The 14049-nt window shown below is 66.1% G+C and carries 13 protein-coding genes; 3 read left to right on the plus strand and 10 right to left on the minus strand.

Features of this window, described 5'->3' with window-relative positions:
- Window positions 1-52 precede the first annotated feature (52 nt).
- The gene (locus Q7V46_RS14480; protein WP_304914259.1) at window positions 53-982 is read left to right on the plus strand and encodes a LysR family transcriptional regulator; all 930 of its coding nucleotides are present in this window, start codon (window positions 53-55) and stop codon (window positions 980-982) included.
- Window positions 983-1122: 140 nt separating this feature from the next.
- Here Q7V46_RS14480 and Q7V46_RS14485 read toward each other — a convergent pair whose 3' ends face one another.
- The 10 genes from Q7V46_RS14485 to Q7V46_RS14530 form a co-directional block, all read right to left on the minus strand.
- On the minus strand, window positions 1123-1806 hold the full coding sequence (locus Q7V46_RS14485) for a GntR family transcriptional regulator (RefSeq protein ID WP_370690352.1): 684 nt from the start codon (window positions 1804-1806) through the stop codon (window positions 1123-1125).
- A gap of 55 nt (window positions 1807-1861) precedes the next feature.
- Window positions 1862-2674, minus strand: a complete 813-nt coding sequence (locus Q7V46_RS14490) for a class II aldolase/adducin family protein (RefSeq protein ID WP_304914261.1) — start codon at window positions 2672-2674, stop codon at window positions 1862-1864.
- A gap of 27 nt (window positions 2675-2701) precedes the next feature.
- Window positions 2702-3697 (minus strand): PDR/VanB family oxidoreductase, encoded by a 996-nt coding sequence (locus Q7V46_RS14495; RefSeq protein ID WP_304914262.1) that lies wholly within the window; start codon window positions 3695-3697, stop codon window positions 2702-2704.
- Entirely contained in the window at window positions 3694-5232 is a 1539-nt protein-coding gene (locus Q7V46_RS14500; protein WP_304914263.1) for a Rieske 2Fe-2S domain-containing protein, read from the minus strand. Before Q7V46_RS14500 ends, Q7V46_RS14495 begins: the two co-directional genes overlap by 4 nt.
- A 178-nt stretch (window positions 5233-5410) precedes the next feature.
- The gene (locus Q7V46_RS14505) at window positions 5411-6571 is read right to left on the minus strand and encodes an MFS transporter (RefSeq protein WP_304914264.1); all 1161 of its coding nucleotides are present in this window, start codon (window positions 6569-6571) and stop codon (window positions 5411-5413) included.
- Window positions 6572-6804: 233 nt separating this feature from the next.
- Window positions 6805-7869 (minus strand): maleylacetate reductase, encoded by a 1065-nt coding sequence (locus Q7V46_RS14510; RefSeq protein ID WP_304914265.1) that lies wholly within the window; start codon window positions 7867-7869, stop codon window positions 6805-6807.
- 10 nt (window positions 7870-7879) lie between these two features.
- Window positions 7880-8755, minus strand: a complete 876-nt coding sequence (locus tag Q7V46_RS14515) for an NAD(P)-dependent oxidoreductase (protein WP_304914266.1) — start codon at window positions 8753-8755, stop codon at window positions 7880-7882.
- Complete coding sequence (locus Q7V46_RS14520) at window positions 8752-9726, minus strand: tripartite tricarboxylate transporter substrate binding protein (RefSeq protein ID WP_304914267.1); 975 nt, start codon at window positions 9724-9726, stop codon at window positions 8752-8754. The genes Q7V46_RS14515 and Q7V46_RS14520 overlap by 4 nt, the downstream gene beginning before the upstream one ends.
- A gap of 225 nt (window positions 9727-9951) precedes the next feature.
- Window positions 9952-11295, minus strand: a complete 1344-nt coding sequence (locus Q7V46_RS14525) for an amidohydrolase family protein (protein ID WP_304914268.1) — start codon at window positions 11293-11295, stop codon at window positions 9952-9954.
- Between the two features lie 8 nt (window positions 11296-11303).
- The gene (locus Q7V46_RS14530; RefSeq protein WP_304914269.1) at window positions 11304-12227 is read right to left on the minus strand and encodes an NAD(P)-dependent oxidoreductase; all 924 of its coding nucleotides are present in this window, start codon (window positions 12225-12227) and stop codon (window positions 11304-11306) included.
- A 352-nt stretch (window positions 12228-12579) separates the two neighbouring features.
- On the opposite strand from Q7V46_RS14530, the gene Q7V46_RS14535 reads away from it, so the two are divergent.
- Window positions 12580-13296 (plus strand): 3-oxoacid CoA-transferase subunit A, encoded by a 717-nt coding sequence (locus Q7V46_RS14535; RefSeq protein ID WP_304914270.1) that lies wholly within the window; start codon window positions 12580-12582, stop codon window positions 13294-13296.
- A complete protein-coding gene (locus Q7V46_RS14540; RefSeq protein WP_304914271.1) occupies window positions 13293-14030 on the plus strand; it encodes a 3-oxoacid CoA-transferase subunit B in 738 nt (245 codons plus the stop codon). The genes Q7V46_RS14535 and Q7V46_RS14540 overlap by 4 nt, the downstream gene beginning before the upstream one ends.
- Window positions 14031-14049: the final 19 nt, after the last annotated feature.

Raw genomic sequence — 14049 nt, forward strand, 5'->3', positions numbered from 1 at the left:
GAATGCCGGGGGCTGAAAAGACTTTTCCGGCACGTGAAACAAAGAGACAACGATGGACCGCTGGACCGAAATCGAACTGTTCGTGCAAGTGGCCGAGACCGGCAGCATGAGCCGCGCCGCCGAGGCGCTGAACCTCTCCAATGCAAGTGCCAGCCGGCACCTGGCCGCTTTGGAGGAACGCCTGGGGGTGCGCCTGGTGGAACGCAATACGCGCCGCCTGTACCTCACCGAAACCGGCCAGGAATTCTTCCAGCGCGCCAAGGCCATCCTGGGTGACCTGCGCGATGCCGAATCCACTGTGAACGCCGCCGCATTCAATCCGACCGGTGTGCTGCGTGTGACCTCATCGCTGAGCTTTGCCATGCACCACATCGCGCCGCTGCTGCGCGCGTTCACCGACCGCTACCCCAACGTCAAGGTGCACGTGGAGGCCGCCAATCGCTATCTGGACATCATCGACAACAACATCGACGTGGCGATCCGAACCCGTGAATACGAACCCGACAGCAACATCACCATCCGCCGTCTGGGTGAAACACGACGCATCCTGGCAGCTGCACCCGGCTATCTGGCACGCCACGGCTTTCCCCGCACGCTGGACGACCTCCAGAACCACAAGCTGCTGATCTACGTGCACGCCAACAACCCACACGAACTGCGCTTCACCAGGGGCGACGAACACCGCAGCGTGAGCGTGCAGGGTCTGCTGGAAACCAACGACGGCCAGATCGTGCGCGCCGCCGCACTGGACGGCATGGGCATCCTGGTACAGCCCAGCTACATCGTCTACGACGACGTCGTCGCTGGCAGACTGGTGCCGGTGCTCGACGACTGGGACCTGCCTCACCTGACCATCAACCTGGCCTACCCCAGCCGCAAGCACCTGAGCGCCAAGGTGCGCGCCTTCATCGACTTCATGGCCGGGCACTTCGAAAAGATGGACTACGAACGCAAATGGACAGGTCGGTTTTCGGTGTATTGAATCCGACACGTTCAAGGCTGCCTGGCCAGCGGCGTGCCAGCTTCCCCAGGAAAAGCAGCCCCGCCAGCACCCTGCGCAGCCGCATCTGGCGCTGACACCGCGACGGATACGAGTCCGCGGTCACGCCGTGGAGCAGATGCTCAGGCCGCCATTCGCGGCGGCGGCTGTTGGGTTGCGTCCATGCTCAGCATCAACGTCTGGCGCGCCAGTTCGGCGTGGCGCTCGGACAGCGCCGCAGCCAGCGCGCCGTCGCGCTGGTGTATGGCATTCATGATGGCTTCGTGCTCATCCCAGATGGACGCACGCGCTCCCCGCTGCTGCAGCACCGCCCCCATGACGCGCCGAAAATGGATCCAGTGCAGCGCCGAATTCTCGATGATGAGCGGGTTGCCGGAGGCTTCGTAGATGGCATGGTGAAACGCCATGTCCGCGTCGATCATGGCCTTCACGTCGGTACCGGCTGCAGCGGCCCGGCCGTCATCGATCAGTGACCGGTGCAGCACCGCGCCCTGCTCGGCCGCCAGGCGAGCGGCCAGGGCGTCCATCGCGCCGCGCACGCGGTAGAGGTGCCCAATTCGCACCGGGTCGAGTTGCACCACGATGAGTCCCCGGCCCGGCGCTTCCACCAGCAGCCCGTCCTTCTTGAGCAGGCGCAGTGCCTGCAGCACCGGCGAGCGGGACACGTTGAGCTGTTCTGCGATGTCTTCCTGCTTGATGCGGGAACCTGGCGTCAGGGTGCCGTCGCTGATGGCGTCGAGCAAGGTCTTGTAGACCTCGTCGACGTAATCGGTTCGGGTGTTGATTCGGGTGAGGCTCATGGGGATCTCCGGGTGCGTCCTTCTGGAGGAAGGCTACCAGATCGAACCACCGGCAGGCGACTCAATCGAACATGTCGGGCTGTGTGGCCGCCACATGGTCGTAGATGGGCTGGAAGTGCAGCCAGCCGATGTATTCGGAGCCCACGTGCTCGCGGCTGTAGCGCGAGCGTTCGGGTGAGACCAGCACCGGCTTGTGGCCGCTGGCTTCCACCAGCAGCTGCTGGCGGCAGCAGCGCTCCAGCGCGATGAACCAGAAAGCAGCGGCTTCGATGCTGTGGCGGCTGGCGGTGAGCAAGCCGTGGTTCTGGTGGATGGCGGCCTTCACGCCCTTGAACCAGTCGCACACCGCCATGCCGGCCTTTTCTTCCACCGCCACCTGGCCGGCTTCGTCCTTGATGACCACGTGGTCCTCGAAGAAGGCGGCCGCGTCCTGCGAAATGGGTTCCAGCGGGCGCCCGAGCGCGGCAAACGCGGTGCCGTACACCGTGTGGGCGTGGCACATGGCCAGGATGTCGGGGTGCGCCTCGTGCACCGCCGCGTGCAGCACGAAGCCGGCGCGGTTGATGGCGTGGCGGCCCTGCACCACACGGCCCTTGTGGTCGGCCAGGATCAGGTTGGACACCTTCACCTGCGCGAAGTGCACGCACATCGGGTTGGTCCAGTACAGCTCGGGGTGCTCCGGGTCGCGGATGGTGAGGTGGCCGGCGAAGCCGTAGTCAAAGCCTTCCAGCGCAAACGCGCGGCAAGCGGCCACAAGGCGCTGCTTGAGGTGCAGGCGATGGTCGTCGAAGTTGTCAAATTCGGGGATTTCAGGGAACACCAGGCCCGGCTGGGTGGGCTGGTAAAGAGAGGTGTTTTTCACTCGGTCAAGCATGGTGGGCTCCGTGGGGATGGGGTGGTGTCAGATGTCCAGGACCAGCAGAGGGCCGCGCGAGCGCGAGACGCACACGGTCATGCAGTGGGTTTTCTCTTCGTCGGAGAGGATGTAGTCGTTGTGCTCCACATCGCCTTCAAGGTAGCCGGTCTTGCATGCGCCACACAGGCCCGACAGGCACGAGGTGGGTACCCGGTGCCCCGCCAGCTCGATGGCCCGGACGATGGTCTGTTCCGGCCCCACCTGCACGGTGATGCCGGTGCGCGCCAGGCTGACCTGGAACGATCCGGCGGGCAGGTCCGACACCTTGGGCTCGGGCGCCTTGAAGTGTTCGCTGTGCACCGTGCCGGTGGACCAGTGCGCCGTGGCCTCGGTGCAGGCCTTCATGAAGCCGGGCGGGCCGCAGAAGTACACGTGCGTGCCGGGGGCCGGCTGCTTGAGCAGCGCGGCGATGTCCAGGCCTTTGGCCGGGTCGCCCTGGTCGTGGTGGAAATGCAGTTGGTCTGGTGGTACCAGCGCCCTCAGTGCTCCCTTGAACGCAGCGTGCTCGGGCGTTTTGGCGCAGTAGTGCAGTTCGAACGATGCGTCCTGCGCAGCGAGCGTGTGGGCCATGGCCTTGAGCGGCGTGATGCCGATGCCGCCGGCCAGCAGCACGCTGTGGGTGGCGTTCGCCGCCAGAGGAAAAGCGTTGCGCGGCAAGCCCACGGTGAGAATCTGGCCCACCTTCACCTGGTCGTGCATGGCCTTTGATCCGCCCTGGCCTTTGACCTCGCGCAGCACGCCCAGCGTCCAGCGGGACTGGTCCAGCGGATCGCCCGCCAGCGAGTAGGAGCGCATCAACCCGCTGCCCAGGTGCACATCGAGGTGCGAACCCGCGGTCACCTCGGGCAGGCGCCCACCATTCGGGTCCACCAGTTCGAATGCGTGGATGGACTCTGCCTCGTAGCGAACGGACTGCACCCGCAGATTCAGGGTATCGGCGCCCGCGTGGGTCAGCGCGCTTCGGGGCAAGGCGGCGGTCACGCGGCTCTCCGCTCAAGCACCTCGGCTTGCAGGGCTTCCATGCGCTCGCGCACAAAGCTTTCGCGTTCGGCGCCTTTGAGTGTTTCGGCGGCACTGAGGATCTTCACCACCTCGCGCGCCAAGTGGCGGCGCAGCGTCACTTCTTCTTCCTTGGTGCGGCCCACCGGCAGCTCGAACACGTTGCCCGAGCAGTAGCTGTTGGGCGCAGCGCCTTCTTCGCGCAGCCATTCGGCGAACTTCTCCGGCGAGGCGTTGGGGTTGGTGCCGCGCACGGCGTCGCGCAGCATCTTGCGGAACATGAAAACGCCGGCGTCGAACTTGGTGGGGTTTTCCAGCGCGTGCACCGCAATGGGCCGCTGGCTGATGATGGCTTCGTAGTCGCCGGGCGCGTACTGCGCGTCCTTGTAGTGTTCGCGGGCGCGGTGGTCGCTGGGGATCGGCGGCATGTCTTCCAGTTTGTACTGGCCGAAACGCTGGGGCCGGCGCAGCGCCACCTGGCCTTCCAGGAAGTCCATGGTCTCGTATCCCACCAGGTTCTTGTCGCCCACGCCACGGGTGTCGATGCCGGGGCCGAGCACGCGCCAGCCCAGCATCTTGCTGTGGTGGTCGTCCACCGGCACGGTCCAGCGGATGATGTTGAAGCGGCCGAAGAGCTTCTTCTTGTGCCCGTCTTCCGAGGTGTAGGCGTGCAGGCTGAGGTTGGGCAGCACCTGATGCTGCACGCGGATGTACATGTGGCCGTCGTCGGAGCGGCGCGCGCCGGAACAGGCCAGGCTGCGGCCGCCCTGCACGGGCACGAAGTGCATGTCGGGCGGCACTTCCATGGAAGCGGCGCCCACTTCGTCAAACGTGGTGCCCTGGAACTTTTCGCCAGTGACCTGGCGCTTGGCATGCAAAGCCATGGTGTGGAAGTTGTCGGCAGCGTTGTCCTGCACCTGCAGCCAGTTGCAGTGCTGGAAGTTGCTGTAAGGCACCAGCTCGTCGGTTTCGGCCACGGTGAAGTTGCCTTCCCACTCAGGGAACGGTGGCTCCTGTTCGGGCGGGCCCATGTAAGCAAAGATCAGGCCGTTGCGCTCGAAAGCCTTGTAGGCGCCCTGGCGGATCGAGCAGCGGTAGCGCTCGCCCTCTTCTTCTTCGCCCTCAGGGAAGGGCACTCGCAGGCAGGTGCCGTCCACGTCGAACTGCATGCCGTGGTAGCAGCAGGAAATGCCGTGTTCCTCGATTTTTCCGTACTCCAGCGAGGCACCGCGGTGCACACAGTGCGCGTGCAGCAGGCCGATGCGGCCGCTGCCATCGCGAAAGCACACCAGTTCTTCACCCAGGATCTTCAGGAAGCGCGGCGTGTCGGTCAGCTCCATGGCCATGCACACCGGGTGCCAGAAACGGCGCATGTATTCGCCGGTGGGTGTGCCTGGGCCCACTTCGGTCAACTCGGGATCGTGCCCCGGCACCTTGTTGGTGAAGTAGCCGCCGTAGGGAATGAGCTTCTTTTCGGTGGCGGTTTCGGTGAGGCTGTTGGTGTCTCGCGTGTTCATCTGGGGGCCCTGGTTGGAGGAAGGGAATGGCGTTCGATCTGAAGACCGTGGTTTTGTACTCTGTATACCGTATACAGATAATAGAGACAGGTGCTCACCGGTGCATCCGGGTTAACCCGGATTCCAGATCACTTCTCTGGCTGCGACTCGCTGGCGCAGGGGGAAAAGTAAGTGCTCATTAACTCCGCCACCGCCAGACTGCGGCCGCCACCGAACTCAGCACCCCGATCACCATGATCGCCGGCCAGCCCCACTGCGCCAGAGCCAGGGTGCCGACGAGTGCTCCACCTGACATGCCGATGAACATGCCGGTGAACAGCAGTGCGTTCAGACGGCTGCGTGCGTTGGGGTCCAGGCCATAGATGGTGCTCTGGTGTGCGATCAGTGAGGCCTGCACGCCGAAGTCGAAACCGATGGCCGCGACGACCAGCAGCAGCACCTGCCCGGAGACGGGCAACACGGCCATGCCGGCCAGCGCGGCGAACGACACCGCTGCCAGGACGGCACCCAGAATGGCCACCCTGCGCGGCCCACGCCGGTCCGCCAGGCGCCCGGCCAGCGGTGCTGCCAGTGCACCGGCAGCACCTGCCAATCCGAAGGCGCCTGCCACGCCGCTGCCAAAACCGAATCGCGTGTGCAGCATCACGGCCAGGGTGGACCAGAAGGCGCTGAATCCCAGCGCAAGCACGCCTTGTGCAATGGCCGCGCGACGCAGCACCGGGTACTGTCGCCACAGCCCCAGCATGGAAGCCAGCAGTGCACGGTATCCCAGTTGCGTGGTGGCGGGGAACGAAGGCACGCCACCACGCACCGCCCACGCCAGCAACAGCACACCCAGTGCCGCGATGCCGAACATGGTGCGCCAGCCCGCCACCTGTGCGACCGCGCCGGCCACCACGCGCGACAGCAAAATGCCCAGCAGCAGACCGGTCATCACCGTGCCCACGGCCTTGCCGCGCTGCGCCACCGGTGCCAGCGAAACGGCCGCAGGTACAAAATCCTGTGCCAGCGTGGCGGTGAGGCCCACGCACAGACTGGCCAGCAACAGCCAGCCAATGCCGGGAGCCAGCGCGCTGGCCAGCAGACTGATCGCCAGCAGCACCGACTTGATCAGCATGACGCTGCGACGGTCGTAGCGGTCACCGAGCGGGGCGAGCAGAAGAATGCCCAGGGCATAGCCCAGTTGCGTGAGCATGGGCACGGCGCCGATCGCGCCATCGCTGGCTTGCAGGTCCTGCGCCACACCCGGCAGCATGGGCTGGCTGTAGTAGAGCGAGGCAACGCTCAGCCCCGCTCCGGTGGCCAGCAACAGTGTGAGTGCGGTCGAGGGCGCTTTCATGCCGGGTATTTCAGGCGGCGGAAGAAAAGAGGGCATGAAAGCGTGTGGTCACGGGGACGGGTCCCGGGTGCTACAGGTACCTGGGTTCAAACGGATACACCGAGCAACACCGCCTGATGATCGGCCTGATGGGCACGCGCTTGCGCACAAGCGCCAAGTTCCGCAAGCCATCGAACCACACGGCGGCGGCACCGCACCCGGCCCTTCGCACCGCTCAACGCCTGACAGCGGCGTCAATCCGGCCGCCGCCCTTCAAAAGCATCGTCCAGCAGCTTCCGGATGGCCCCGGTCTCCAGCGGCCTCGGGTTTGGGTACTGGTTCTGCAGGGCGATTTCGCAGGCGCGGTCCAGGTCTTCGGCCTTCATGCCGATGTGCTTGAGCGCAACGGGCGCGCCGTTCGACTGGGCCAGATCAAACACCGCCTGAGCCGCATGACCATCGCTGCGTCCCAGTGCGCGGGCGATGCGCTGCATGGCCTGAGGCGCGGCCGCGGCGTTGTAGGCCAGTGCGTGCGGCAGCACGATGGTGTGGGTTTCGGCGTGCGGCAGGTTGAAGCTGCCGCCCAGCGTGTGGCAGAGCTTGTGGTGCAGCGCCATGCCCACCGAACCCAGCACGATGCCGCAGAGCCAAGCGCCATAGAGCGCGTCGCTGCGGGCTTCCACGTCTTGCGGATTGGCCTGTATGCGCGGCAGCGCGCGGCCGATGGCGGCGATGCCTTCTTCGGCCATGAGGTCGATCACCGGATTGCCTTCGACCGAGTACAGGCCCTCTGCCGCGTGTGCGATGGCATTGATGCCACTGGTCACACTCAATCCCACCGGCAAGCTGAGCGTGAGCAAAGGGTCGTAAATCACGCTGCGCGGCAGCACGCGCATGTCACGCCCGGTTTTCTTCAAACCCGCTTCTGTGATGCCGTAAATGGGCGTCATTTCCGAACCGGCATAGGTGGTCGGAATGGCCAGGATGGGCAGACCCGAGTCCAGAGCAATGGCCTTGCCCAGACCGGTGGTGGAGCCACCCCCGATGGCCACGGCACAGTCCGCTCCCATGCGGCGCGCCACTTCGCGCGCTTCGCGGGCGGTCTCGATGGGTACGTGCATCACGGCCCGGTCGAACACGCCCGCCGCCCGGTCGCCCAGCAGCGCGGCCACGCGCTCGGCACCGGCACGCTGTTCGGGTGTGCACAACACCAGCGCGCGCTGCGCGCCCATGGCCTCGATGGCCTGGGGCAGCTGTTCCAGCGAACCGGCGCCGAACACCACACGACTCGGCAGGCCTTGGTAGACAAAGGATTTCATCGGTATGCCCCTAAACGACCAGTCCGGAGGCGCGCTGGACAACGCGGATGATGGCCGCATAGTCGAGTTCTGCATCACCCTGCGCCTGCGCTGCCGCCATGAGCTGGCGCGTCGCGGCAGTCTGGGTGAGCGGCACATGCAGGCGCGCGCCTTCGCCCAGGATCAGGTCAATGTCCTTGTTCATCTGACCCACGGTGAAAGTGGGGGTGTAGTCGTTCCGGCTCAGCTGCGCGCTCTTGGCCTTGACGATGGGCGAGGCCACCGCGCTGGCGCCGATCACCTGCCACATGTCTTCCCAGTCCAAACCGCCCTTCTGCCCCAGCGTGAGCGCTTCGGCCAGCATGGCGCTGGTCTGCGCGATCATGAGATTGACCACCAGCTTCATCAGCCGCGCCTGCTCGGCTTCACCCAGCCAGAAGTGGTTGGGGCCCCAGCAGCGCAGCAGCGGCAGCAGGCGTTCGTGCAAGGCCTTCGGGCCGGAGGCCATCACCGTGAGCTGCGCCGCTTCGGCCATGTGGTTGTTGCCAGACACGGTGCAGCGCAAGTACTGCACGCCGGGCGCCACCAGGCGTTCGGCCACGCAGGCGGATGCGCCGGGCGAGACCGTGCTGGTGTCGATCCACACGGCGCTGGCGCTGGCCACCTGTGCCACGCGATCGCTCACCGCCAGCAGCGCGGCGTCGTGCGGGAGCGACGACACGATCACCTCGGCAGCGCCCAGACCATCGGTCACCGCCAGCCCGGCCTCGCTGGCCAGCGACAGCCGCCCGGCTGCAGGGTCTTCCACCGTCACCGCATGGCCAGCGGCCAGCAGGTGGCGTGCCATGGGCAAGCCCATCTTGCCCACGCCAATGACGTGGACGCGCAACGGTTCGGAAGTGCTCATTGGGGCTTGAGGTTGGCCGCTTTCGCGATGCGCGCAGCGGCATCCATCTCGGTGCGGATGAACTGGTTGAACTGCTCAGGCGTCATGGGAAACGGCACCGCCGCCTGGCGCGCCAGGCGGTCTTTCACGTCCGGATCGTTGAGCGCCTTGATGGCCTCGGCGTGCAGCCGCTGGACGATCGCAGGGGGTGTCTGGGCGTGCACCACCATGCCGACCCAGAATACAAAGTCGGAACCGGGAATGCCGGCTTCCACCGTGGTGGGCACATTGGGCAGCGCGGAATGGCGCTCGGCGGTGCTCACGGCCAGCGGCACCAGCTTGTTATCGCGGATCAGCGGCAGGGCGGAAGACAACGGCGAGAAGAACCAGTCCACCCGGTCCCCCATCACATCCGCCAGCGCCTCGGGGGTGCCGCGGTAGGGCACATGCGTGGCGGTGATGTCGGCCTGGAGCCGGAATTTTTCGGCGTTGAGGTGGGTGGCACTGCCCACGCCAGCCGAGGCGTAGTTGATCTGGCCCGGTCGGGCCCTGGCCGCCGCCACGGCTTCACCTGCCGTCTTCCAGCCCTTGCCCGGGCCGGTGACCATCACGTTGGGCAGCGCCGCCAGCGGGGTGATGCCGGTGAGATCGCGCAAGGTGTCATAGGGCAGATTGGGGTACACCGCCGGGTTGACCGCATGGCTGGAAGAAGGAATCAGCACCGTGTAACCATCGGGCTCGGCACGCGCCACCTGGCCGGCGCCCACCGTACCGCCTGCGCCGGGTCGGTTGTCCACCGTCACCGGCTGGCCCATGCTGCGCTGCATCGCCTCGGCCACCACGCGGGCGATCAGGTCGGTGCCGCTGCCGGCGGTGAAAGGCACCACCAGGGTGATGGGTCTGCTGGGGTAAGGCTGTGCCCAGGACGAACCGACCGTCAGCGCGCAAACCGCAGCGGCCACCAGACCCCTCATGCTCAACATCTTCTTCATTGCTTTGTCTCCTTCTGGGTGAATGACACCACCGGGGCGCTTCAAGAAAAGCGCTGCCCAGCGGAACCGGAAACCGTTCTTGTTTTCTTCCGACTCAATGGGAGTCGCTGCCGCAGCCCCGCGCCCGGAGCGCGTGCCCCCCATCCAGCAACACCCAGGATCCGCCTTCGCCGGTCCGAAGGTGTGCCCCCTCGAGGGGGTCGCGCGCAGCGCGGCGGGGGTGTATCACCGCATCCCCATGGCGCGGGTGATCTTGTCGCCGGACTCGCGCAGCGCGCTCAGCAGCGGCGGCAGGTTCACACCCAGCAGGCGACCTTCGCGCTTGACCCACTGACCGGCCACCATCACGCTGTCGATGTTGGCCAGGCTGGCCTGGAACACCACGGCGCTGACCGGGTCGTGCACCGGCTGCATGTTGATCTCGTCCGCACGAATCACCACCAGGTCGGCCTGCTTGCCGGGCGCCAGGCTGCCGATGCGGTCCTGCATGCCCAGCATCCGCGCACCCTCCACCGTGATCCAGCTCAGGGCTTCGCGCGTGGTCACCGTGGAGGTGGGCGGGATGCTGCCGTGCTCGGCGCGGTAGGCCACGTTGTCCAGGCTGCGCTGGATGCCCAGCGCAATACGCGCCTGGCTGATCATGTCGCCGCTCATCACGCTTTCCAGATCCACGCCCAGCGAAGGCGCGCGACCCAGCGCGCGCAGACGACCAGTCAGTGGATGGCCGTGGCCTTGCGACATCTCGCTCTCGGCCGCGGCCGAGAAGCTCATGCCCAGGTCACAGAAGCGCCTGAGTTGTTCATCGGTCAGCGCGTGGCCGTGCACGATGTTGACGTTCGGCCCCAGCAGACCAAGTGCCTCCAGCCGCTCCCAGCCGTCGGGCGTGCGGGCCGGGCCGCCGCCCTGGTGCAGCGAGGCGATGATGCCCAGTTCCTGCGCCATGCGGAAGTCGTGAATGGCCACGTCCAGCGTGCTGTAGTGCGGACCCAGCACAGCGGCGTGCACGCTCAGCAGCGGCTGGCCCTGATGCGCCTTCATCAGGCGCTCCACCTCGGCGCGCGGGTGCGGCACCTCCCAGAACGGGGTCTGGCCGGGTTGCGGGTCGGGCTTGGGCGTACCATGGAAAAACGCCGCACGAATGCCCGACTCCAGCAGCGCGGCCACCGCCGCGTCGTTGTGCGCGGGCGTGGGGTTGTTGTGGCACCAGTCGACCAGGGTGGTGGTGCCACAGTTGAGCTGGTTGAGCGCTCCCACCAGGGTGGCGATGTGCAGATCGTCGGGCGTGAACGCCGTGGCCAGACCGGCGTGCATGTTCTGGAAATACTGCAGCAGCGTCCAGTTGGCGGCCACACCACGCAGCGCGGTCTGCCAGGTGTGCATGTGGGCGTTGATGAGCCCCGGGATGACGATGCAGCCACGGCCATCGACCACCTGGGCCTCGTCCACGGCAAGGGTGGGAGCGATGGCGGTCAGGGTGTCGCCGCTCACCAGGATGTCGGCCTGCGGCAGGTCGCCCTGCGCATCCATGGTGATGACCGTGGCCCCGCGAATCAGCGTGCGCTGTGCCATGGGGGTGCTCAGCTGCTCAGGCCATCGGAGACGTCGACGTCCTCGGGCTTGAGGGTGAGGCCGGCATCGGCGGCGGTTTCCTTCAGCAGCACCGCGAAGTCGATGTCGTCATAGCCCCGGCCCACCATGCGCGCAATGCTCTCGCGCGTGGCCGCCGCCGAAGGCATGGCCACCCCGTGCGCCTTGGCAGCACCCAGGCCCAGGTCCATGTCTTTCAGGAGCAGCTTGGGCGTGAAGGTGACCTGATCGAAATTGAGCTTGGTCAGCACCGGCGTCTTGTAGCGGGTGTACATGCTGCCCAGCACCGAATCGTTGATGCTTTCCAGGAACACATGGCGTGGAATGCCGGCCTTTTCGGCCAGTACCGTGATCTCGCAAAGGCTCTGGATGATCACGCCGAACATGGTGTTGTGCGCGATCTTCCACACCCGCGCCAGCTCGCCCTCGCCCACCCACATGGCCTTGCGCGAAATGGCGGCGAGATAGGGCTGGTGTTCATCAAACAGCGCCTTCGGTCCCGACGCCACCAGCAGCAGCTTGCCGGCCTTGGCCACCTTGGCGTTGCCGGACACCGGCGCGCACAGGTAGGCCACGCCCATGGCTTCGAGCCGTTCGCGGATTTCAGCCGAACCTTCCTGCGAGATGGACGAGCTGTCGATCAGGGTTTTTGGTCTGGTGGTGCCGGTCATGAGGCCGCCCTCACCGAACAGCACTTCCTTCAGGTCCGCGGTGGTGGACACCATGGTGAAGACCGCATCGCAGCCAGCCAGATCCTGCTTGCTGTTGACCAGCACCGCACCATATTTCGCCAGCGGCTCGGCCTTGCTGCGGGTGCGGTTCCACACCTCAACCTTGTGGCCCGCCTGGGTCAGTTGTTTCACCATGGCTTCGCCCATGCGGCCCAGGCCGATCCATCCGATTCGTTTGCTCACGCTTGTCTCCATTTGTTGGGTGGGTTCGACGCAGAGTGTCCGAGCAGCGAAGCGGTCCTGCAACGGATCGACTGAAAATCAGTTTTTCGGCAGCGTCCCACTGACGTCCAGAGGCACCGACATAATTCCCCAGGGCCGGTGCCGCGCTAGGAGCCTGCGCGGCAGAAGGCATCGAAGCGAAACGCGTGGGAAAAGAGCCCTATTCGGCGCCGATTTTGAGGACTGTGGCCGTAGCCACAGCCGGACAAACGGGGGCGAAGTGGGACTTTTCTCCATGCGTTGCAGCCGATGTCGTTCTGCCGCGCAGGCTCCTAGGCGCGTTCGCGGGTCACTCACCACCGAGGAGACCGTTTTGATCAACAAGCTGAGCGCGTCCGTGGCCGACGCGCTGACCGGCATTGCCGACGGCGCCACCGTGCTCATTGGCGGCTTCGGTACCGCCGGCATTCCCAACGAACTCATCGACGGCCTGATCGATCAGGGCGCGCGCGAGCTCACGGTGGTGAACAACAATGCCGGCAACGGCGACCACGGCCTGGCAGCGTTGCTGAAAACCGGGCGCGTGCGCAAGGTCATCTGCAGCTTTCCCCGCCAGGCCGACAGCCACGTGTTCGACGGCCTGTACCGCTCAGGCAAGCTGGAGCTGGAACTGGTGCCCCAGGGCAACCTGGCCGAGCGCCTGCGTGCCGCGGGCGCCGGCATTGGTGCCTTCTTCACACCCACCGGCTTCGGCACCGACCTGGCCAAGCACCCGGATGGCACGCTGAAGGAAACCCGCGTGATCAACGACCGCCCCTATGTGCTGGAATACCCCATCTTTGGCGACGTGGCACTCATCAAGGCCGAGCGCGGCGACCGCTGGGGCAACCTCACCTACCGCAAGGCCGCACGCAACTTCGGTCCGGTGATGGCCACCGCTGCGAAACGCACGGTCGCCAGCGTGTTCGAGATCGCCGAACTCGGCACGCTGGATCCGGAGACCATCGTCACGCCCGGCATCCATGTGAGCGCGGTGGTTCAGATTCCGCGCGTGGCCACGCAGGCCGGTGGTTTCAAGGAGACTGCATGAACAAGATTGACCCCCACGCTCCGCCGCTTCGCGGGTCGCTGCCCCCCGGGGGGGCTGAGCCGTCTTGGGGCGGCCCGGCGACGGCTCGCACTTACGCAAAACGCACCAAGGACGAACTGGCGAAACGCGTGGCACAGGACATCTTCGATGGCGCCTACGTGAACCTCGGCATTGGCCAGCCCACGCTGGTGGCCAACCACATCCCGGCCGGACGCGAAGTGATCCTGCACAGCGAGAACGGCATCCTGGGCATGGGCCCGGCGCCGGCGCAGGGCGAAGAAGACTACGACCTCATCAACGCCGGCAAGCAGCCGGTGACGCTGCTGCCGGGTGGAGCGTACTTCCACCACGCCGACAGCTTCGGCATGATGCGCGGCGGCCACCTGGACATCTGCGTGCTCGGCGCCTTCCAGGTATCCGCCACTGGCGACCTGGCCAACTGGAGCACCGGCGAGCCGGGCAGCATTCCCGCCGTCGGCGGCGCCATGGATCTGGCCATCGGCGCCAAGCAAACCTGGGTGATGATGGACCTGCTGACCAAGCAGGGCGCCAGCAAGGTGGTGCCGCACTGCACCTACCCGCTCACCGGCATCGGCTGCGTCAAGCGCATCTACAGTGACCTGGCCACGCTCGAATGCACACCGCTGGGTCTGCGCCTGATCGACGCGGTAGACGGGCTGGAACACGCCGAACTGGAGCGCCTCGTCGGCTTGCCCATCGCCGCTGCAGAATAGTTGTCGTCGCGCGAAAACA

Origin of the sequence: Hydrogenophaga sp., from assembly GCF_030651625.1 — a bacterium.
GTDB lineage: Bacteria > Pseudomonadota > Gammaproteobacteria > Burkholderiales > Burkholderiaceae_C > Hydrogenophaga.